The organism is Acrocarpospora corrugata, assembly GCF_009687845.1.
Taxonomy (GTDB): Bacteria; Actinomycetota; Actinomycetes; order Streptosporangiales; family Streptosporangiaceae; genus Acrocarpospora; species Acrocarpospora corrugata.
In genome coordinates this window covers 1-20,157 of record NZ_BLAD01000098.1, presented here as the reverse complement: position 1 = coordinate 20,157, position 20,157 = coordinate 1, and the positions used below count along the sequence as shown (strand labels likewise).

Below are 20,157 nucleotides of genomic sequence, written 5' to 3'. Positions count from 1 at the left end.
CAAATGGGCACACAAGTCCGCAACAGGTCCGTTATGCAGCTCAGGCCACCTTGTGACCAGGTCAACCGGTCAGCACCTTGATCGTTCCATTATGGGCGGTCGCTGGAGCCCTTCTCAGCGGGCCCCCATACACGACGAACGCGGCGGAGTCGCTGAGGACTCTCGCCGCGTCATGGGGCTGGTCGGGTCACATGGCGGCGAGCGCGGTGCTCGCCATCACCTTGACGCCGATCCCGATCGCCCGCTCGTCGATGTCGAACGCCGGGTGGTGGATGTCGGTGACGGCGGTCGCGCCGGGCGGGCGCACGCCGAGCCGGGCCAGCGCGCCGGGCACCGACTCGATGTACCAGGAGAAGTCCTCGCCGCCCAGGCTCTGCGGGGTCGGCACGGCGGCGCTCTCGCCGATGAACTTGCTCACCGCGTCGTTGAACATCTGGATGCTCTTGGCCTCGTTGACCGTGGCCGGGGTACCCCGGCGGTAGTCCAGCTCGACGTCCACCCCGTACGGCGCGGCCACCTGGTCCACCAGCGACTTGATCAGCTCAGGCGCGGTGTGCCAGGTGTCCTCGTCCAGGGAGCGCACGCTGCCCTGGGCGTACCCGATGTCCGGAATGGTGTTGAACGCAGAACCGGCCGAGATCTGCCCCCACACCACGCTCAGGCTGGACCGCGGATCCACCCGCCGGGACAGCACCGCGGGCAGCTCCGTGACGATCTTGCTGAGCGCGTACACCAGGTCCACCGTCAGGTGCGGCCTGGCGGTGTGCCCTCCTGGCCCGGACACCTTGATCTGCAGGTTGTCGCACGAGCCGGTGATCGCGCCGGTCCGCAGGCCGACCTTGCCCACCTCGATCCGCGGGTCGCAGTGCACCGCGAAGATCCGGTCGACCCCGGACAGACCGCCCTCCTTGACCACCTCAAGCGCGCCGCCCGCGATCTCCTCGGCCGGCTGGAAGATCAGCCGGACCCGGCCGGGCAGCAGCCCCGCCTCAGCCTGGGTCTGCAGGAACAGCCCGGCCCCCAGCACGATCGCGGTGTGCGCGTCATGCCCGCAGGCGTGACAGGCGTGCGGGAACACCGACCGGTACGGAACGTCCTTCTCATCCTCCATCGGCAGCGCGTCTATGTCCGCGCGCAGGGCGATGAGCGGCCCGTCGCCCCGGCCGATGTCCGCCCACAGGCCGGTGCCGCGGGCCAGCGGGCGGGGGTTAAGCCCGCCCTCCTTCAGCCGCTGCGCGATCGCCTCGGTGGTGCGGTGCTCGTTGAAGGCGGTCTCCGGGTGGGCGTGCAGGTCACGCCGGAACTCGATCAGTTCCTCGTCGTGCTTGACGAGGAACTGGGCCAACTGCCCGGCGAGTTCGGTCCCCTCCGCGAGCGAGGTCGTCACTGGCGTTCCCTTTCACGTTCCTATGTGGTCGGTCGGTTCGCGGGAGGAATGGTGGCCGGAGATCACGAACCGGTTCTCGGCGAACTCGGTGATGGTGGCGTCCACCACGTCTTCAAGCGTGCCCCCGCCGGCGCGGACGGCCCGCTGGCGCTCGCAGGAGCTGCCCTGCTCCAGCACGTCGGTCAGGACGGCCAGCTCGTCGGCGCAGCCGAGCCGGTCGGCCACGGGCTCCAGCTCGCGCTGCAGCTCGTACAGCATGTCGCGCATCGGTGCGGTGGAGCCGCGGTCGTCGGTGATGACGATGGCGTCGAGGCCGTACCGGGTCGCCCGCCACTTGTTGTCCCTGACCACCCAGGCGGCCGGGTGGGGCAGCGTGTAACCTCGGTCGAGCTGCTGGTCGAACAGCTGCACGAGGCACTGCGACAGCGCGGTCACCATCCCGACCTCCCGCAAGGTCGGAATGCCGTCGAACATCCTGATCTCGATCGTGCCGAAATCGGGGTGCGGTCGGACGTCCCACCACACCTCTTTGATGCTCTTGATGGTGCCGGCACGCACCAGGGTGTCCATGTACTCCTCGAACTCCGCCCAATCCGCCAGCAGATGCGGCGGTCCAGCCGTGGGCAGTGCACCAAAAACGATGGCCCGGCTGGAGGCGAGCCCGGTGTCTTGGCCGCCCCAGTACGGGCTGGAGGTCGTCAGCGCCAGGAAATGCGGCAGGTAGGCCGCAAGTGCGTTGACTATGGGAATGACTTTATCTCTTTCCCGGACCCCGACGTGGACATGTACGCCAAATGTTTGGATGCGCCACGCCAACCACTGCAACTCCACGACCAGTTCGGCGTAGCGCTGCATGGGGGCGTACTCGGCGTCCTGCCACTCACTGATGGCGTGCGTTCCAGTACAGGCCAGGGCAATTCCCCGCGGTTCGACCACCGAGCGTAACCGCTGGATGCTCTTCTCCAGATCCTGTACGGCCTCCGCCGCCGTGTGGCAGATGTCGGTGACGATCTCGATCTGGGACTGCATGAGCTCGTGCATGGCCTTCGGCCGGGGGCCTTCGCTCAGGTCGGGGATGGCGGCGAGCACGTCACGCGCGTCCTGCCGGAGGCGCCGGGTGCGCGTGTCGACGAGCTGAAGTTCCCATTCCACGCCGAGGGTGGCACCCCGGGACGGATTAAACTCAATCGCCACAACAACCTCCATAGTCCATCGTCTCAGGCACCGTCACTCGGCGTGGCAAAAATCGGCCAACCCGAATTCCTCACTCCGAACGGTCGCGTTCAGTGCATGGTCACTCAGGGGCCAAGATCCGCCAATACCCCCCAAACGCTCACACATCGTCAAAGCCCTTGCGCCACGCGGCCATCCGTGCCCGAGGCCCAGTAGGGTCGGCGTGTCGCGATGCGTACGACTGCGATCTTTGGGGGATGTGTCGCCACATGCGAAGTTGCTTCACACGAAAAGGGACAAGTTCCCTCGGGGTCGTGGTGTTGACGGCTGCCCTCATCGGCACCGGCCAAACGAGCGCGCGGGCGGACACGATCGGCGGCGAGCTGCTGGCCTCCCCCGGGCTGGTGCTCCCGGGCGGGATCAAGAAACCGCCCAAAAGCACGGCCAAGGCGTTCGTGATCGCCGACGCCGAGACCGGGCAGGTGCTGGCGGCCAGGAACCCGCACGGGCGCTTCCTGCCGGCCAGCACGCTCAAGGCGCTCACCGCCGTCACGCTCATCCCGAAGCTGGACCGCAAGAAGCTGGTCCAGCCGAGCCGGGAGGCGTGCAACATCGAGGGCAGCGCGGTCGGCCTGGTGCCCAAGCGGATCTACCAGGTGGACGACCTGTTCCGGGCCCTGCTGATGGTTTCGGGCAACGACGCGGCGCACGCGCTGGCCGAGGCCAACGGCGGCGTGCCGGCCACCCTGGCGGCCATGAACGAGGAGGCCAAGCGCCTCCAGGCCAACGACACGGTGGCCAAGACCCCGAGCGGCCTAGACCAGCCCGGCCAGAGCAGCTCCGCCTACGACCTGGCGCTGATCGCCCGCGCCGGCCTCAAACTGCCCGCCTTCAAGAACTACATCTCCACCAAGACCGCGAAATTCCCGGCCCCCAAGGGCTACTACCAGATCGGCAACCACAACAAGCTGCTCTGGACCTACGACGGCATGGTCGGCGTCAAGAACGGCTGGACGTCCAAGGCGATGGGCAGCTTCGTCGGCGCGGCCACCCGCGACGGCCACACCGTGATCGTCGCCATCATGCGCCACGAGGGCTCCTTCTGGGGCGAGGTGGCCGACCTGCTGGACTGGGGCTTCGCCAACCGCGGCAAGGTCACCCCGGTCGGCGCACTCGTCGACCCGCTCCCCGAGCACCCGCCCACGCCGCTGGCCGTGAAACCGGCCGCGCCGACGCCGCTCCCGGCCGCGGACGTCGCCGCCACCGCCGCCGCGGGCGACAGCAGCCCGACCCCGCTGGTGGCCACCCTCGTGCTGGCCGGCAGCCTGATCGGCGGCCTGGCCTGGATCGGGTACGGCATCCGCCGCAGAACCCGCCGTCAGTAGGCGCTGTCAGTAGGCACGGTTCGACGGCATGGGACTAGGTTCCGGTGGCGGCCCGAAGGTGGCCGTCGCCGTCCAGGCGGCCGCGTAAAGGATCACCCGGGCCGACAGGTTGATCCAGACCAGCAGCCCGACGATGACGGCGAAGGCGCCGTACACCGGGTTGGTCAGGGTGTGCCCGAGCAGCAGCGCGGCCAGCTGCTTGAGCAGGCCGAACACGACCGCGCCGAGCACCGCGCCGCGGACCACGAACTTGAACGGCTGCGCCGGTTTCGGCTTGGCCATCCAGCCCAGCAGCACCAGGAACAGCAGGATGTCGGCGGCCAGGCTGACCAGCCCGCCGACCAGGCCCACGCTGAAGGTGCCCAGGGCCGAGCGCTCCAGGCCGAACCAGCCCGCCACCGTGGTCGTCGCGCCGCTCGCGAAACCGGCCACCAGCGCCGAGGCGAGCATGATGATCCCGACCAGGATCAGCGCCACCAGATCGCGGAGCTTGGCCAGGAAGAAGTTGAGCTGCGGCTCTGTGCTCATCCAGATCTTGCGGAAGGCGACCCTGAGCGCGTCCACCGAGCCGAGGCCCGCGTAGAACAGGCCGACCAGACCGATGATCCCGGCGTTCACCCGGGCGTCGGCGATCTGGTCCAGCCCGAGCTGGTCGGCCAGGCCGGGCAGCTGCTCGTTGAACGCGGCGGTGATCGTCTTCCTGGCCTCGCGATCCAGCCAGCCGAACGCCACCACGTACCCGAACAGCGCGAAGACCAGCGCGATCAGCGGGAAGAACGACAGGAACACGAAATAGGTGACCGCGCCGGCGAGGTGGTCGCCGGACTGCACCTGGTAGCGCTGCACGGCCCGGATCAGGTGGTCCAGCCACCCGAACCGGATCCGGCCGCGTTCGACTAGGACGCGCCCGCGCGTCTTGATCGACTCAATGAGCTGATTGACGCGCGCGATCACAGGCACAGCAGTACCCTCACGGGGTCGGCAGGAACCCGATGTTCTCCCGGACGTGGGCCATCGTCTCGGCCGCGACCGCGCGGGCCTTGGCGGCGCCGGCGGCGAGCATGCGGTCCAGTTCGGCCTCGTCGCCGAGCAGCTTCTCGGTCCGCTCCCTGATCGGCGCGAACGCGTCCACCACGGCCTCGGCGACGTCCTTCTTGAAGGTGCCGTAGCCCTGGCCCGCGTATCGGGCCTCCAGTTCGGGGATGGGGGTGGCGGTGATCGCGGACAGGATCCTGAGCAGGTTGGTGATGCCCGGCTTGTTCTCGTCGTCGGCGACCACGTCGGTGCCGGTGTCGGTGACCGCGCGCATGACTTTCTTGCGCAGCGGGCCCGGCTGCTCCAGCACGTCCAGGATGCCCTGCGGGCTGGAGGAGGACTTGGACATCTTCGCGGTCGGGTCCTGGAGGTCGGTGATCTTCTCGACCTCCTTCAGGATGTACGGGCTGGGCACGGTGAAGGTGCGCCCGTACCGGTTGTTGAAGCGCTGCGCGAGGTCGCGGGAGAGCTCCAGGTGCTGCTTCTGGTCGGCCCCGACCGGGACCTGGTCGGCCTGGTAGAGCAGGATGTCGGCGGCCTGCAGGATCGGGTAGGTGAACAGGCCGACCCCGGCGGAGCCCTCGCCGTATTTGGAGGACTTGTCCTTGAACTGGGTCATCCGGCCGGCCTCCCCCATGCCGGTCTGGCAGATCAGCACCCAGGCCAGCTCGGCGTGCTCGCGGACGTGGCTCTGCACGAAGACCGAGGAGCGCTCCGGGTCCAGGCCGGCCGCGAACAGCTGCGCGGCGGCCACCCTGGTGCGGCGGCGCAGTTCGGCCGGGCTGGGGTTGACCGTGATCGCGTGCAGGTCCACCACCATGTAGAACGCGTCATGCGTCTCCTGCAGCGCGACCCACTGGCGCACCGCGCCCAGATAGTTGCCGAGGTGGAACGAGTCGGCGGTGGGCTGGATGCCGGATAGAACGCGAGGGCGGGCCATAACTCACGATTCTGGCAGGAGACCAGGGGAGCTCGCGACTTGAATCACCGGGGTTCGGGCGGGGGCGGCGGCGGTTTCGGGGTGACCCTGACCCGGGACACCCGGCGGCCGTCCATCTCGGTGACGGTGAGCCCGGCGCCGGGGCTGTCCACCGCCTCGCCGACCTGCGGCAGATGGCCGAGCACGGACATGACGTAGCCGCCGAGCGTCTCGTAGGGGCCTTCTGGCAGTTCGATGCCGGTCTCGTCGGCGAAGTCGACCAGCCGGACCAGGCCCTCGACCTCGATGTCGCCGGCGATCCTGCGGACCGGCTGCTCGGCCTCGTCGTACTCGTCGCGGATGTCGCCGATGAGTTCCTCGACCAGGTCCTCCAGGGTGATGATGCCGGCGGTGCCGCCGTACTCGTCCACCACGATGGCCAGGTGGTGGCCCTCGTCGCGCATCTCGGAGAGGGTGATCAGCACCCGTTTGCTGCCGGGGAGCAGCTTGACCGGGCGGATCTGGACCAGCTCGCTGATCGGGTCGATCCGGCCGGTCAGCACCGGGTCGAGCAGGTCGCGGACGTGCACGAAGCCGATCACGTCGTCGTAGGAGCTGCGGTACACCGGGAACCGCGAGTACGGCATGCTCGCCGCCAGCACGGCCGCCTCGGCCAGCGGGGTGTCCGCGGCCATGAACTCGACCTCGGTCCTGGGCAGCATGACCTCGCGGAGCTGGCGTTTCCCGGCCGCGAAGACCTCGCCGATGAGGTGCCGCTCGTCGGCGGTGAGCTCGGTGTGGCCGACCACCATGTCGCGGAGCTCCTCGGTGGACATCTTCTCCCGGTCGGCGTGCGGGTTGCCGCCGAGCAGCCGGACCACGCCGTCGGTGGATTTGGAGAGCGCCCAGATGACCGGGCGGGACATCGCGGCCACCCGGTCCAGGAACGGCGCGACCGCCAGGGACAGACTTTCGGCGCGCTGCCGGGCCAGCCGTTTGGGCGCGAGTTCGCCCAGCACCAGCGAGGCGTACGAGATGGCCAGCGTGACCAGCACCAGCGCGACCACGGGCGCGGCCCGGACGGTGAGGCCCCACTCCTCCAGCACGGGGGCGAGCTCGCCGGTCAGCCGGTCGGCGCCGAACGCGGCCGACAGCATGGTGGCGACGGTCACCCCGATCTGGACCGCGGACAGGAACCGGTTCGGGTCGCGGGCCAGCTTGGCCACCCGGGCGCCACGCCGGCCGAGCCCGGCCAGGCGGCGGACCTGGCTCTCCCGCAGCGAGACCATGGCCATCTCGGCGGCGGCGAAGAACCCCCCGACCAAAATGAAGATCAGGACGATGGCGATGTTCGCGAGGACACTGTTCACTGGGTTCCCGCCCGAGCCGACAGATTGATCTGACAGCGTACTCGGCTAGGCTAGCCGTACAGATTCAAACAGAACCGAACAGGATCAAACGTGAAGCTACTGGTTACCGGGGGCGCCGGCTACATCGGGAGTGTCGTGGCGACCCAGCTGGTCGAGGCCGGGCACGCGGTCACCGTGCTGGACGACCTCTCCACCGGCCACGCCGACGCGGTCCCCGCCGGGGCGAGTTTCGTGGAGGGTTCGATCGCCGAGCCAGGCGACCTGACCGGCTTCCACGCCGTGCTGCACTTCGCCGCCCGCTCCCTGGTCGGCGAGTCGGTCGCGCACCCCGGCCGCTACTGGGCCAACAACCTCGGCGGCACCCTCGCCCTGCTGGACGCGATGCGCGGCAGCGGCGTCGGCCGCATCGTCTTCTCCTCCACCGCCGCCGTGTACGGCGAGCCCGAGCACATCCCGATCCGCGAAACCGACCCCACCCGGCCCGACAATCCGTACGGGGCCTCGAAAGTGGCCGTCGACACCGCGCTTTCTACTTTCGCCGAGCTGTATGGCCTGGCCGCCGTCAGCCTGCGCTACTTCAACGTCGCCGGCGCGTACGGCGCGGCCCGCGAACGCCACCACCCCGAAACCCACCTGATCCCCAACCTCTTCAAGGTGGCCCAAGGCGAACGCGACTCCATCAGCCTCTTCGGCACCGACTACCCCACCCCCGACGGCACCTGCGTCCGCGACTACGTCCACGTCGCCGACCTGGCCCGCGCCCACCTGCTGGCCCTGGACGCCTGCATCCCCGGCCGCCACCTGATCTACAACCTGGGCAACGGCACCGGTTTCTCCAACCAGGAGGTCATCGACGTCTGCCGCGAGGTGACCGGCCACCCGATCCCGGTCGTCACCGCCCCCCGGCGCGACGGCGACACCGCCGTCCTGGTGGCCTCCTCCGAGAAGATCCAGCGTGACCTGGGCTGGAAACCCGAACACACCACGCTCCGGAGCATCATCACCGACGCCTGGACGGCAGTTCGGTAATTGCCCCGTTTCAATCCGTGAAATGTGATGAGATTTCATCATGCGGGAACTGCTTCCCAAACTGGGGCTGGTGGCTCTCATCGTGCTGGGCAGTCTCGCCGCCGCCGCCGGTGTGGTCTTCGCCACCGGCGGCCCAGGCCCTCAGTCGTCGGTCAAATGCCCGCTCTAGCCCCCGGCGGCGAGCCGCAGGTGGGCCTGGTTGTTGGCGGGCCGCCGATCGCCCAGATCACGTGAGTACACGGTGGCCTGGGTCCTGACCGGCCGGTCCGGCGCCCTGAACGCCAGCTGGAACCGGGTCGACGCGCCGGACCTGATCGGCGGCAGTGCGCAGCCGACCAGATCGTCGCGGACCTTGCAGCGCGCGCCCAGCCCGGTCAGAAACCGGGCCCGGCCGGACTGCACGTAGACGAAGGCGTCCCTGACCTCGCGCGGCCCCCGGTTGCTGACCACCGCGTCCACGTCGAAACGCTCGCCCGGGTGGGCGGCCCGGCGGGCCGGGATGAGGCGGACGCCCAGGTCGGCGCCCTCGTCCACCTTGATCTGGGAGTTGACCCGGTTGTTCCGCTCGTTGGCGTCCACCACCTCCGAGCTGAGCGTGGCGTGCGCGCGGAGCGGCCCGGTCGCGCTCGGCCGTACCAGTCCGGTGATGGTCACCCCGCCGCTGCCGCCGGCCAGGATGTCGCGCGGCGACCGGCAGACCACCTCGTTGTAGCCCCGTCCGGGCAGGCACTCGGCCACGTCCACGCTCATGATCTCGACCTCGCGCGGGATCCGGACGGTCAGCACCGGCAGCACCGCGTCGCCCGGCCCGGTGTTGGCCACCGTGACCCGGTAGGCGATCGGCTGCCCCGGCTGGGCGATGGCCGGGAAGGACTCGATCCGGACGATCAGATCCGCTGCGCCCAACTGTTCCATGGCGTGCGCGGGCTCCGCCGCGACACCTGTGAGCAGGCACATCAACCCGGCAACTACCCAACGACCCATGCGGCTCCCCCGAACTCTCAAGGTCAATTCAAACCCGGCGGGACCGCGCTGATCGTGCTGACACGCCGACGGTCAGCAGGCGAGTCGTTCCGGAGTGTCCGTGTCGGGGGTGAACGCCACCTTGCCGAAGAAGCGCCGCATCAGCGCCCTGGCGGAGCCGCTCTCGTACAGGTCGAGGATGGCCTGCCGGACCGGCTCGCAGGTGCGGGTGTCGCCGCGCGGCAGCGCGACCGCCCAGCGCACGTCGCCCAGGCCCAGCCCGAGCATCCGGAACTTCAGGACCTGCTCCCGGTTGGCGAAACCGGCCAGGATCAGGTCCTCGCCGGGGATGGCGTCGACCCTGCCTTCCTTGAGCAGGTTCATGCAGTCGCCGTAGTTCTCCGCGCCGACCGTCGTCATCTTCACCCGGGCCAGCACCTCCTGGGCGCTGAAGCTGTCGGTGCGGGTGCACAGCCGCTTGCCGGTCAGCTCCGCCAGGGTGGTGATGCCGGCGTCCCGCCGGACCAGCACGTCGATCTTGGCCTCGTAGTACGGCCCGGCGAAGGTGACCTCGTCCGCCTTGAAGTCGTCGTAGGAGTAGGTGGCCACGACCAGGTCCACCTCGCCCCGCTTCAGCGCGTCCACCCGGGTGAACCTGCTGACGGACTTGAACGACACGCCGCGCGCGGGCACGCCCAGCTTGTCGGCGATGAACTTGGCCACCTCGACCTCGAAGCCGCTGGACTCGCCCGCCTGGGTGAACGCGACCCCCGGCACGTCGGACCTGACCCCGATGACCAGCTGGCCGGTGGCGGCGGCCTTGTCGAAGACCGAGGTGAACCGGGACGGGGTCGGCGTGCTGGTGGTCAGGATGGGCGTCGGGCTGGCGGGCGGCGTGGGGGTCACGTCCAGGGGGATCAGCTGGGTGGCGGCCACCACGCCGCCGATCACCAGCACGGCCGCGCCGACCGCGAGCCCGGCGGGCAGCCAGCGCCGCCTGCGCGCCGGCGCCCGGGTCGGCTCGATCTGGTCGAGCACGACCGTGGACGCGGCGCCCTGGTCCGGGCGGCCGAGCAGGCGTAACAGGATCTGGTCGGCGGTCGGCCGGGCCGCCGCGTTCTTGTTCAGGCAGTCCCTGACCACCCAGCGCAGCGGCTCGGGCAGCCCGCTGACGTCGATGTCATGGTTGAGCACCCGGTTGAGCACCACCGCGATCGACGCCCCGCCGAAGGTGACCTGCCCGGTCGCCGCGTACGCCATGGTCGCGCCCCAGGCGAACACGTCGGTGGCCGGGCCGATCTCGTCCCCGGAGATCTGCTCGGGCGCCATGTAGGCCGGGGTGCCCACCGCCCGGCTGGTGATCGTCCCGGTCGAGTCGATGATCCGGGCGATGCCGAAGTCGACCACCCTCGGCCCGTCCGCGGCCAGCAGCACGTTGTCCGGCTTGAAGTCCCGGTGCACGATCCCGGCCTGGTGGATGGCGGTCAGCGCGGTGGCCGTGCCGACCGCGAGCCGCTCCAGCTCGGCGCCGCGCAGCGGCCCCGACTCCTCCACCGCGTGCCGCAGCGACTGCCCCTCGATGTACTCGCTCGCGATGTACGGCGTGTCGCCCTGCAGATCGGCGGCGATCACCCGCGCGGTGCGCACGCTCGACACCCGCTGCGCGGCCCGTAACTCCCGGGCGAACCGGGACCTGGCGATGGTGTCCCCGGTGAACTTCACGTGCAGCAGCTTGATCGCAGCCCGCTCCCCGGACTCCTGCACCCCCAGATAGACGATCCCCTGACCGCCCTCGCCGAGTTGCCCCGTCAGCGTGAAGGGCCCGAGCTGTGTGGGATCCCCCGGCCCGAGCGGAACGATCATCTGGTCCCCATGATTCGGTTAAGTACTGACCAGCAGCACTTTACGACGCAGACGCGGCAACGTGCTCCCCCGCACGCAAAAGGGCCGCCATTCGGCGGCCCTTTTGCGAGACGGGGGTCTAACGCGCCATCTTCTTCTTCAGGTTCTCATCCAGCGCCGCCAAAAAGTCCTGCGTGGTCAGCCACTCGGCGTCGCCGCCGACCAGGAGCGACAGGTCCTTGGTCATCTGGCCGCCCTCGACGGTCTCCACGCAGACCCGCTCCAGCTGGTCCGCGAAGTCGATCACCTCAGGCTGGTTGTCCAGCTTGCCGCGGTGCTGCAGGCCGCGGGTCCAGGCGAAGATCGACGCGATCGGGTTCGTCGAGGTGGGCTTGCCCTGCTGGTGCTGGCGGTAGTGCCGGGTGACCGTGCCGTGCGCGGCCTCGGCCTCCACGGTCTGGCCGTCCGGGGTCATCAGCACCGAGGTCATCAGGCCGAGCGAGCCGAAGCCCTGCGCCACCACGTCGGACTGCACGTCGCCGTCGTAGTTCTTGCAGGCCCAGACGTAGCCGCCCTCCCACTTGAGCGCGGCCGCCACCATGTCGTCGATCAGGCGGTGCTCGTAGGTGATCCCGGCGGCCTCGAAGTCGGCCTTGAACTCGCTCTCGAACACCTCCGCGAAGATGTCCTTGAACCGGCCGTCGTACGCCTTGAGGATGGTGTTCTTGGTGGACAGGTAGACCGGGTAGTTGCGGTCCAGGCCGTACCGGAGCGAGGCGCGGGCGAAGTCGCGGATGGACTCGTCCAGGTTGTACATGGCCAGGGCCACGCCGCCGCCGGGGAAGTCGAACACGTCCAGCTCGATCGGCTGGCTGCCGTCGCTGGGAGTGAAGGTCAGGGTGAGGGCGCCCTCGCCGGGGATCTTGATGTCGGTGGCGCGGTACTGGTCGCCGAAGGCGTGACGGCCGACCACGATCGGCTTGGTCCAGCCGGGGACCAGACGCGGCACGTTCGACATGATGATCGGCTCGCGGAAGATGACGCCGCCGAGGATGTTGCGGATCGTCCCGTTCGGGGAGCGCCACATCTTCTTCAGGCCGAACTCCTCGACCCGGGCCTCGTCCGGCGTGATGGTGGCGCACTTGACGCCGACGCCGTACTGCTTGATCGCGTGCGCGGCGTCGATGGTGACCTGGTCGTCGGTGGCGTCGCGGTGCTCGATGCCGAGGTCGTAGTACTTGAGGTCGACGTCCAGGTAGGGCAAGATCAGCTGGTCCTTGATGAACTGCCAGATGATCCGGGTCATCTCGTCGCCGTCAAGCTCGACGACCGGGCCCGCTACCTTGATCTTGGGCATGCGTGGGGTTCCCCTTCTGAACGAACACAATCCTGTTGCGGCAGTCCTTTTTGCGGTGCCGTTGAGGCTATCGAACCGGCGTCACCGGTCCGCGACTAGGTCGCATGAAACTCGATGAGGAAGGCGAGCGACCCCGCCATCAGCAGGAATCCGAACGTGGCCAGGGTGAGCACGTCGGTCTTTCTGCGCCGTATGGCCAGCGCCCCGGTGCTCCGGCCGGGCACCACCAGGCGCAGCCCGGCGCCGGCCAGCATGCTGCCGCCCATCACCACACCGCCGGTGATGTGGCCCAGGCCCAGGCCGATCAGCCCAAGCCCAGTAGCCGCACCCGCTGCAACCAGCAGGTACGGCCACCAGGGGGTCTTGTCAGCGTTCGTCGATCTGGGTCCACTTCTGGTCGCGCTCGCCGATGTACTCGCTGTCCGGGCGGATCAGCCGGTTGTCGGCGTGCTGCTCGATCACGTGCGCGGTCCACCCGGCCATGCGGCTGACCGAGAACACCGCGGTGAACAAATCGGTTGGAATCCCAAGGTAGTGGTAAACCGTCGCGGCGAAGAAGTCGACGTTGGGGAACAGTCCCTTCTCGGCGAGGACGACCTCCTCCATCTCCTTGGACATCCGGTAGTAGGTGTCGTCCCCGGACGCCTCGCCCAGCTCCCGCGACATGGCGCGCAGGTGGGTGGCCCGCGGGTCCTCGACCTTGTAGACCCGGTGCCCGAAGCCCATGATCTTCTCGTGCGCGGCCAGCTTGTCGCGGACCGTCTGGGCCACGCCCGCCGGGTCGATGCTCTCCAGCGTCCGCATGACCTGCTCGTTGGCGCCGCCGTGCAGCGGGCCCTTCAGGGTGCCGATCGCGGCGACCACGGCCGAGTGCATGTCCGACAGCGTCGCCGCGCAGACCCGGGCGGCGAAGGTGGACGCGTTCATGGTGTGGTCGGCGTGCAGCACGAGGCACTCGTCGAAGATCTCCACTTCCCGCGGGGACGGGTTCCGCCCGGTGATCTGGAGCAGGAAGTTGGCCGCGACGCTCAGTTCCGGGTCGGGTTCTGGGATCTCCGTACCGGTTCTGGCGGCGTGGTAGCGAGCCACCAGGAGGGGCTGCTGGGCGGTGAGTCGGGCCGCCTTGCGCAGGTTCGCGTCGGCGGCGTTGGAGTCCTTGTCCGGATCGTCGGCGCTGGCCAGGGAGACCAGGGTGCGCAGGGCCTCCATCGGCTCCTGCTTCTCGGCGATCTCGGCCACGTTGGCCTGGACCAGGTTGCCCAGACTCCGACCACGGACCAATTCGTCGCCATATGCGGCGAGCTGTTCCCTATTGGGAAGTTTTCCGTGTTGGAGCAGGTGGGCGGTTTCTTCGAAGGTGGTGCGGCCGGCCAGATCGTGGATGTCGTAGCCACGATAGAAGAGCCGACCCGCCTTGCCGTCGATGTCGCTCAGCGCTGTGGACGCGGCGACGACATCTGCGAGGCCTTTGGTGGGCTTGTCCGCCATAAGTGTTTCCTCCACTTATCTACGCTGGAAGTCTACCTGTGAGCAGGTAAAGGGCTTTGCAGAGGTCCAAACCAATTTCCGGATGGATTCTCCGTTGGGCAAAGGCGATTCCCCATCACCACGTTTGGGTAAGCCGGAGGTGTAGGGAAAGTAACGGCGGGCTACCTGGGGAGGAACTGCCGTGGAGGGGCCGTTCATACGGATCGAGGACACCGGCGAGGTGGTGCCCTTGCGCCCCGAGATCACCACGATCGGCCGGGGCCGAGGGGCCGACATCCGGCTGACGGATCCGAGCGTGTCACGACTGCACGCCGAATTCGTCCGCCGGGGGCCGTACCTGTATGTCGTCGACCTGGGCTTATCCAGGAACGGCACACGGGTGAACGGCAGGCCGATCGCCCGGAGGGTGCTCGACGACGGCGATGTCGTCTCGTTCGGCGCCGCCCGGGCCAGAGTCGGCGGGGTGCCCCGCGAGGACATCGCGCCCGAGGTCGAGCTGCGGCGGGCTGCCGCGCCCGAACTCACCCGGCGCGAGGTCGACGTGCTCACCTCACTGTGCCGGCCGGCGCTCTCGGACGAGGCGTTCGTGGCTCCGGCCACCGCCCGCGAGATCGCCGACGACCTGGTGGTGACCGAGGCGGCGGTCAAACAGCACCTGCTCCGGCTCTACCAGAAGTTCCGCATCCCGGAAGGCACCAACCGGCGCACCCGCCTCGCCAACGAGGTCGTCGCGCTGGGCCTGGTCAGGCCGACACCGGTGGTCCCGCCGCAACGGGCGACCGAGTCGGCGGCCCCCTCCGGGGCGCCCGCGCAGCCCGCGGCGGGAGCCGCGAGCCGCCGGGCGAGCTGAGCCTCAGCGCGTCGAGGCGGCTGCCCGTTCCGCCGCCTCGACGACGTTGGTGAGCAGCAGCGCGCGGGTCATCGGGCCCACGCCGCCCGGATTGGGGGCGACGAACCCGGCGACCTCGCGGACACCGAGCGCGACGTCACCGGCGATCTTTCCGTTCACCCGGGACACGCCCACGTCGAGCACCGCCGCGCCGGGCTTCACCATGTCCGCGGTGATCAGGTCGGGCACCCCGGCCGCGGCCACCACGATGTCCGCGTTGCGCACGTGGAAGGCCAGCTCGCGGGTGCCGGTGTGGCACAGGGTGACGGTGGCGTTCTCGGACCGCCGGGTCAGCAGCAGGCCCAGCGGGCGGCCCACGGTGATGCCGCGGCCGACCACCACGACCTCGGCGCCGTTGATCGGCACGCCGTACTCGCGGAGCAGGTGCACGATGCCGTGCGGGGTGCACGGCAGCGGGGCCTCCACCATGTGCACCAGGCGGCCCAGGTTGACCGGGTGCAGGCCGTCCGCGTCCTTGCCCGGGGCGACCCGCTCCAGCAGGGCCATCGTGTCCAGGTGGCGGGGCAGCGGCAGCTGGACCAGGTAGCCGTGGCAGGCCGGGTCGGCGTTGAGCTCGTCGATCACGGCCTCCACCTGCGCCTGGGTGGCGTCGGCCGGCAGTTCGCGGCCGATCGAGGTGATGCCCACGTCGGCGCAGTCCCGGTGCTTGCTGGCCACGTAGATGCGGCTGGCCGGGTCGTCGCCGATCAGGACGGTGCCCAGGCCGGGCGTGACGCCCTGCTCGGCCAGTTTGCCGATCCGCTGGGCCAGGTCGAGTTTGATCTTCGCGGCGGTGGCCGAGCCGTCCAGGATTCGAGCCGTCATGTGGTGCCCCCCTAGTGGAAGAAGTGCCGGGTGCCGGTGAAGTAGAGCGTCACACCGGCGGCTTCTGCGGCGGCGATGACCTCTTCGTCGCGGATCGAGCCGCCGGGTTCGACGATCGCCGTCACGCCCGCGTCGATCAGGACCTGCATTCCGTCCGCGAACGGGAAGAACGCGTCCGAGGCGCCGGCCGCGCCGACCGCGCGGTCGCCCGCGCGGGAGACCGCCAGCCGGGCCGAGTCCACCCGGTTGACCTGGCCCATGCCCACCCCGACCGAGGCGCCGCCCGAGGCGAGCAGGATCGCGTTGGACTTGACCGAGCGGCAGGCCCGCCAGGCGAACTCCAGGTCGGCCAGGACCTCCGCCGACGCGGCGGGGCCCGCCTTCAGCTCCCAGTTCTCCGGGTGGTCGCCGTCGGCCTGGAACCGGTCGGTGCGCTGCACCAGCAGGCCGCCGTCGATCCGCCGGAACTCGGCCGGGTTGGCCGGGCCCGCCGGGCAGGCCAGCAGGCGCAGGTTCTTCTTGCCGGTCAGCACGGCCAGCGCGTCCTCGGCGAACGAGGGCGCGATCAGGACCTCGGTGAAGATCGGGGCGATCTGCTCGGCCAGCTCACGGGTGACCTCGCGGTTGACCGCGATCACTCCGCCGTACGCGGAGACCGGGTCGCAGGCGTGGGCCTTGCGGTGCGCCTCGACCACGTCGTCGGCGACCGCGATGCCGCAGGGATTGGCGTGTTTGATGATCGCGACGGCCGGGGCCTCGAAGTCCCAGGCCGCCCGCCAGGCGGCGTCCGCGTCCACGTAGTTGTTGTAGGACATCTCCTTGCCGTGCAGCTGCGCGGCGTTCGCCAGCCCCCCGGCCTGGCCGGAGTAGAGCGCAGCCTGCTGGTGTGGATTCTCACCGTACCTGAGGGTGGCGCGGTGCCGCCAGGACGCCCCCATGAACCTCGGCCAGCTCTCCTCGGCCGCGTAGACGTTGGCGAACCAGGAGGCGACCTCGATGTCGTAGGAGGCCGTGTGCGCGTAGGCGCGGGCGGCCAGCCTGGTGCGTTCTGTGCGCGTGAAGCCGCCTTCGGAGAGTGCGGCCAGGACGTCCGGGTAGGTGCCGGGGTCGGTCACGACGGCGACCGTGCTGTGGTTCTTGGCGGCGGCGCGGATCATGGCGGGACCGCCGATGTCGATCTGCTCGACGCATTCGGCGTCGGAGGCGCCGGATTCGACGGTTTCGCGGAACGGGTAGAGGTTGACCACGGCGAGCTGGAAGGGCTCGATCTCCAGCTCGTCCAGTTGCTTGACGTGGGATGGGTTGTTGCCGTCCGCGAGCAGGCCGGCGTGCACCCGGGGGTGCAGCGTCTTGACCCGGCCGTCCAGGCACTCGGGGAAGCCGGTGAGCGACTCCACCTTGGTCACCGGGATCCCGAACGACGCGATCGCCGCAGCAGTGCCTCCGGTGGAGACGATCTCCACACCGGCCGCCTCCAGGCCCCGCGCCAGCTGCTCCAGCCCGCTCTTGTCGTAAACCGCGATCAACGCGCGCCTGATGGCGATTCTGGTCACGGGTGCTCCTCCTGTTTTGATTCAACCCGGGTTATCAGGAACCGGGTTAGTTCTCCGCGCGGCCGAACCGGACATGCCGCCCGTCCGCGTGCCAGCCGTCGCGCGCCATCCGGCCCACGACTTCGACCAGCATCCGTCGCTCAACCGTCTTGATGCGTTCGTGCAGGCTGTCCTCATCGTCCCCATCGAGTACGGCGACCGCCTCCTGCGCGATCACCGGCCCGGTGTCCACCCCCGAATCCACCAGATGCACAGTGCAACCCGTGACGCGCACGCCGTACGCCAGCGCGTCCCGGACCGCGTGCGCGCCCGGGAAGGCGGGCAGCAGGGCGGGATGGGTGTTGACGACCGGCCAGACGTCCAGCACGCTCGGACCCAGGATCTTCATGAAACCGGCGGAGACCACCAGATCCGGCTTGTGCTCGGCGATGCGGGCGGCCAGCGCCGCGTCCCAGGCCGCGCGGGTGGCGTGGTCGCCAACCCGGGTGACGAACGTCGGGACGGCGGCGCGCTCGGCGCGGGCCAGACCCTCGATGCCGTCGCGGTCGGCCCCGACGGCGACGACGGCGGCGCCGAAGGCGTCATCTGCCGCGGCGTCCAGCAGGGCTTGTAGGTTGGTCCCCGAACCCGAGACGAGGACCACGAGTCGGGAAGACAGGGCAAGCTCCTAACGGCGGCGAGTGGAACTGGGTGCGGGAGAAGGGTATCGGGCGAGGAGAACGTGACTACACCGCTGCAAGTGTCGACGCCGGAACTGGGCGGGCGCCGGGCGCTGACCCTGGCCCTGATGGCCCTGATCTTCACATTCATGCTGCCCGCCGCGGGGGTGGCGCTGTCGGTCTTCGGGTTCGTGGTGGGCGTGCGGGACGCGCGCCTGCTCGGCCGGGCCAAACAGCGCACCGGGATGGCGGCCGGCGCCATCGTGATCTCCGTGATCGCGTTCCTGCTCGGGCTGGTCACCACGGTCGTCCAGGTGTACCTCTCGGCCGAGCTCACCGCGTACACGGAGTGCCGGAAGGGGGCCGGGACGGTCACCGCCCAGCAGGAGTGCACCGAGGCGTTGCGTAAGGCGCTGGAGAGCAAGCTGGGCGTGCCGTGGCCGGCCGATATGCCGCTGCCTGGGTGATGCTGCCTGGGTGATTCAGTCGTCGCGGTCCCAGGCGTACGGGTCGACGTAGATGACGTGGCCGCCCCGGTCGTCGGTTTCGTCGACGATGTCGTTACGGCCGGGGCGGGCCGGTTCTGAGCGTTTGCGGGGGAACGCGTCGGTGTCGGAGTGTTCGTCGCTCCAGTCGTCCGTGATGACCGGGATGGGCATGGTGTCGGCCTCGGTGGCGTCCATCCAGTGGCCGGGCAGGGGTTTGGCCGGTTTGACCTTCTTGGCGACCTTGACCACGGCTTTCTTGATCGGGGCCACCGGGGAGCGGGACATCATCCACCAGTTGGCCAGGCCCGCCGAGATGCCCGCGGCCACGCCGACCTCCAGCGTCACCGACAGGGCGACCTCCCAGGGGGACGGCCCGACCGCCGACAGGCGTGCTCCCCCCAGCGGGCCGCCGGAGAGGGCGGCCAGGATGCCGGCGACGCCGCCCGTGGACAGCCCGCAGACGAAACCCCACAGCGGGGCCGCCTCCAGCGACGGCGTCGGGGCGATCCTGGCGACCACCACCCCGGCCACCGTGCCCGCCGCGAACGGCACCGCGATCACCGCCATCATCCACGGCGGCACGGCTCCGGAATCGGGCAGCGCGCCGAGCAGCGGCAGCGTCGGGAGTGTGCTCAGTTTCACACCCGTCGGCGCGACCAGGGTGCCCGTGCCGATCGCGAAACCCGGGCCGGCGATGTACGCCATGCCCCAGATGACCGCGTTGAACAGGTAGAGGCCCTCGATCAGGAGGAGCAGCAGCCCGCCCACCAGTCCCGGGCTGAGCATGTCCGACAATTTCTGGATCTCGTCGAAGTTGACGGCGATCGAACCCAGCACCAGCACCAGGCCGGCCGCCAGCATCATCGACATGGCCATCGCCGTGCCGACCACGACCGACCTCGGCCGCTCCGGCAGCAGCCGCAGCATCGACCGCCACGGCCCGATCGTCCGGGCCACCGCCACCGACGCGGCCAGGAACGCCAGCAGGAAGTGGCTGACCAGCGTCTCCCCCAGGAAGGGCTGAGTGACGTCGTTCTGCGCCACCAGGGCGATCATGCCCGCCAGCAGCGCGTACGGCGCGGCCAGCGAGACGCCCGCCCGCGCGATCAGCACGAACTGCGCCCGCCGCCGCGCGTTGGCCAGGTCCTTCGGCGTGCCCTTCGGCAACCGCGCGGGCAGCCGCAGCCGCAGATCCGCGTCCCTGGCCATCCAGAGACCCGCCCGATACAGCAACGTCCCCGGCAGGATCATCAACCCGAGCGGAAGCAGCCCCACCCGTCCGCCCGGAATGGCGAATCCCGCGTGGTGCGCCGCCAGCCACAGCTGACACGCCGTCCGGAACACCCCCGGCAACCCCTGCCCGAAGGCGGTGCGCGGTGCCGCGATCCACCCGAGCAGCGTCAGCGTGGTCAGCACGGCCAGGCCCACGCCAAGCGTCAGCGCCGCCGCCAACATCCCCGAAACCGGCAGCGGCCGCCGGTCCTCGTCACCGAAGACGGCTCTGGGGACAGTCCGAATCTGGTCAAGAAGCGCCGTCACAGTACCCGATGTTCTCAAGCCCCGCCGCTATCGTGGCCGCGCCGCGCCGTACTCCCGGTCCCGTTTGTCCAAGATCCAGTACGGCTGTCACCCCAAGAGAAGCCAAAGGCGCCCGGCGGCACGCCGGGCGCCCTTCGCCGAATCAACGGGCCTGCATGACCTCACGCATCAGGCGGGCGGTCTCGCTGGGGGTCTTGCCGACGCGGACGCCGACCTTCTCCAGCGCTTCCTTCTTGGCCTGGGCGGTGCCGGCCGA

At 69.7% G+C, this 20,157-nt stretch carries 19 protein-coding genes and 1 pseudogene; 5 read left to right on the top strand and 15 right to left on the bottom strand.

The features are described from left to right. Positions 1-187 precede the first annotated feature (187 nt). Together Acor_RS36605 and Acor_RS36600 are read right to left on the bottom strand one after the other, a co-directional pair. Positions 188-1,387, bottom strand: coding sequence for an amidohydrolase (locus tag Acor_RS36605; protein ID WP_155341364.1), 1,200 nt, complete (start codon positions 1,385-1,387; stop codon positions 188-190). 12 nt (positions 1,388-1,399) lie between these two features. Further along, positions 1,400-2,581: a glutamate--cysteine ligase gene (locus Acor_RS36600; RefSeq protein WP_155341363.1), complete on the bottom strand. Its 1,182-nt coding sequence runs from the start codon at positions 2,579-2,581 to the stop codon at positions 1,400-1,402. A gap of 293 nt (positions 2,582-2,874) precedes the next feature. Here Acor_RS36600 and Acor_RS36595 point away from each other — a divergent pair, with 293 nt between their 5' ends. Next, on the top strand, positions 2,875-3,945 hold the full coding sequence (locus tag Acor_RS36595) for a D-alanyl-D-alanine carboxypeptidase family protein (protein WP_246239621.1): 1,071 nt from the start codon (positions 2,875-2,877) through the stop codon (positions 3,943-3,945). A gap of 6 nt (positions 3,946-3,951) precedes the next feature. On the opposite strand, the gene Acor_RS36590 is transcribed toward Acor_RS36595, so the two are convergent. Genes Acor_RS36590 through Acor_RS36580 form a run of 3 tightly spaced genes read right to left on the bottom strand, consistent with a single transcriptional unit; the run spans position 3,952 to position 7,269 of the window. After that, a complete protein-coding gene (locus Acor_RS36590; RefSeq protein WP_246239620.1) occupies positions 3,952-4,905 on the bottom strand; it encodes a YihY/virulence factor BrkB family protein in 954 nt (317 codons plus the stop codon). 10 nt (positions 4,906-4,915) lie between these two features. Beyond that, positions 4,916-5,920 carry a tryptophan--tRNA ligase gene (gene trpS, locus Acor_RS36585; RefSeq protein ID WP_155341361.1) on the bottom strand — a complete coding sequence of 335 codons (1,005 nt, stop codon included), beginning with the start codon at positions 5,918-5,920 and terminating at the stop codon, positions 4,916-4,918. Positions 5,921-5,964: 44 nt separating this feature from the next. Then, on the bottom strand, positions 5,965-7,269 hold the full coding sequence (locus Acor_RS36580; protein ID WP_155341360.1) for a hemolysin family protein: 1,305 nt from the start codon (positions 7,267-7,269) through the stop codon (positions 5,965-5,967). A gap of 90 nt (positions 7,270-7,359) precedes the next feature. Here Acor_RS36580 and galE point away from each other — a divergent pair, with 90 nt between their 5' ends. Both galE and Acor_RS45755 read left to right on the top strand, forming a co-directional pair. Next, complete coding sequence (gene galE / locus Acor_RS36575; RefSeq protein ID WP_155341359.1) at positions 7,360-8,298, top strand: UDP-glucose 4-epimerase GalE; 939 nt, start codon at positions 7,360-7,362, stop codon at positions 8,296-8,298. A 40-nt stretch (positions 8,299-8,338) separates the two neighbouring features. Next, positions 8,339-8,467, top strand: coding sequence for a hypothetical protein (locus tag Acor_RS45755; RefSeq protein ID WP_281353297.1), 129 nt, complete (start codon positions 8,339-8,341; stop codon positions 8,465-8,467). On the opposite strand, the gene Acor_RS36570 is transcribed toward Acor_RS45755, so the two are convergent. The 5 genes from Acor_RS36570 to Acor_RS36550 form a co-directional block, all read right to left on the bottom strand. Continuing rightward, positions 8,464-9,282, bottom strand: coding sequence for a COG1361 family protein (locus Acor_RS36570; RefSeq protein WP_155341358.1), 819 nt, complete (start codon positions 9,280-9,282; stop codon positions 8,464-8,466). The two genes, Acor_RS45755 and Acor_RS36570, sit on opposite strands and share 4 nt — an antisense overlap. A 72-nt stretch (positions 9,283-9,354) precedes the next feature. Beyond that, positions 9,355-11,124, bottom strand: coding sequence for a serine/threonine-protein kinase (locus Acor_RS36565; RefSeq protein WP_155341357.1), 1,770 nt, complete (start codon positions 11,122-11,124; stop codon positions 9,355-9,357). A 118-nt stretch (positions 11,125-11,242) separates the two neighbouring features. Beyond that, positions 11,243-12,460 (bottom strand): NADP-dependent isocitrate dehydrogenase, encoded by a 1,218-nt coding sequence (locus Acor_RS36560; protein ID WP_155341356.1) that lies wholly within the window; start codon positions 12,458-12,460, stop codon positions 11,243-11,245. A 95-nt stretch (positions 12,461-12,555) separates the two neighbouring features. Next, entirely contained in the window at positions 12,556-12,801 is a 246-nt protein-coding gene (locus Acor_RS36555; protein ID WP_281353298.1) for a DUF3017 domain-containing protein, read from the bottom strand. A gap of 25 nt (positions 12,802-12,826) precedes the next feature. Next, positions 12,827-13,963, bottom strand: a complete 1,137-nt coding sequence (locus Acor_RS36550) for a citrate/2-methylcitrate synthase (protein WP_246239619.1) — start codon at positions 13,961-13,963, stop codon at positions 12,827-12,829. Positions 13,964-14,129: 166 nt separating this feature from the next. On the opposite strand from Acor_RS36550, the gene Acor_RS36545 reads away from it, so the two are divergent. Beyond that, complete coding sequence (locus tag Acor_RS36545; RefSeq protein ID WP_155341354.1) at positions 14,130-14,798, top strand: FHA domain-containing protein; 669 nt, start codon at positions 14,130-14,132, stop codon at positions 14,796-14,798. 3 nt (positions 14,799-14,801) lie between these two features. Here Acor_RS36545 and Acor_RS36540 read toward each other — a convergent pair whose 3' ends face one another. The 3 genes from Acor_RS36540 to purN are packed head-to-tail and all read right to left on the bottom strand — an operon-like array spanning position 14,802 to position 17,873. Next, positions 14,802-15,662, bottom strand: coding sequence for a bifunctional methylenetetrahydrofolate dehydrogenase/methenyltetrahydrofolate cyclohydrolase (locus tag Acor_RS36540; protein WP_155341353.1), 861 nt, complete (start codon positions 15,660-15,662; stop codon positions 14,802-14,804). Between the two features lie 11 nt (positions 15,663-15,673). Further along, positions 15,674-17,215 (bottom strand): bifunctional phosphoribosylaminoimidazolecarboxamide formyltransferase/IMP cyclohydrolase, encoded by a 1,542-nt coding sequence (gene purH, locus Acor_RS36535; RefSeq protein ID WP_155341352.1) that lies wholly within the window; start codon positions 17,213-17,215, stop codon positions 15,674-15,676. Between the two features lie 46 nt (positions 17,216-17,261). Next, positions 17,262-17,873, bottom strand: a complete 612-nt coding sequence (gene purN / locus Acor_RS36530; RefSeq protein ID WP_155341351.1) for a phosphoribosylglycinamide formyltransferase — start codon at positions 17,871-17,873, stop codon at positions 17,262-17,264. A 63-nt stretch (positions 17,874-17,936) separates the two neighbouring features. Here purN and Acor_RS36525 point away from each other — a divergent pair, with 63 nt between their 5' ends. After that, positions 17,937-18,341 (top strand): hypothetical protein, encoded by a 405-nt coding sequence (locus Acor_RS36525; RefSeq protein WP_155341350.1) that lies wholly within the window; start codon positions 17,937-17,939, stop codon positions 18,339-18,341. Positions 18,342-18,356: 15 nt separating this feature from the next. Here Acor_RS36525 and Acor_RS36520 read toward each other — a convergent pair whose 3' ends face one another. Together Acor_RS36520 and Acor_RS45090 are read right to left on the bottom strand one after the other, a co-directional pair. Beyond that, positions 18,357-19,901 (bottom strand): cell division protein PerM, encoded by a 1,545-nt coding sequence (locus Acor_RS36520; RefSeq protein ID WP_155341349.1) that lies wholly within the window; start codon positions 19,899-19,901, stop codon positions 18,357-18,359. 142 nt (positions 19,902-20,043) lie between these two features. Continuing rightward, a pseudogene (locus Acor_RS45090) lies at positions 20,044-20,157 on the bottom strand (succinate--CoA ligase subunit alpha); the annotation flags it as partial.

Bases quoted from the DNA above. Each gene is read 5' to 3' on its own strand.
- Acor_RS45755 (WP_281353297.1), top strand. From the start codon at position 8,339: ATGCGGGAACTGCTTCCCAAACTGGGGCTGGTGGCTCTCATCGTGCTG.
- Acor_RS36560 (WP_155341356.1), bottom strand. From the start codon at position 12,460: ATGCCCAAGATCAAGGTAGCGGGCCCGGTCGTCGAGCTTGACGGCGAC.
- trpS (WP_155341361.1), bottom strand. From the start codon at position 5,920: ATGGCCCGCCCTCGCGTTCTATCCGGCATCCAGCCCACCGCCGACTCG.
- Acor_RS36565 (WP_155341357.1), bottom strand. From the start codon at position 11,124: ATGATCGTTCCGCTCGGGCCGGGGGATCCCACACAGCTCGGGCCCTTC.
- Acor_RS36540 (WP_155341353.1), bottom strand. From the start codon at position 15,662: ATGACGGCTCGAATCCTGGACGGCTCGGCCACCGCCGCGAAGATCAAA.
- Acor_RS36570 (WP_155341358.1), bottom strand. From the start codon at position 9,282: ATGGGTCGTTGGGTAGTTGCCGGGTTGATGTGCCTGCTCACAGGTGTC.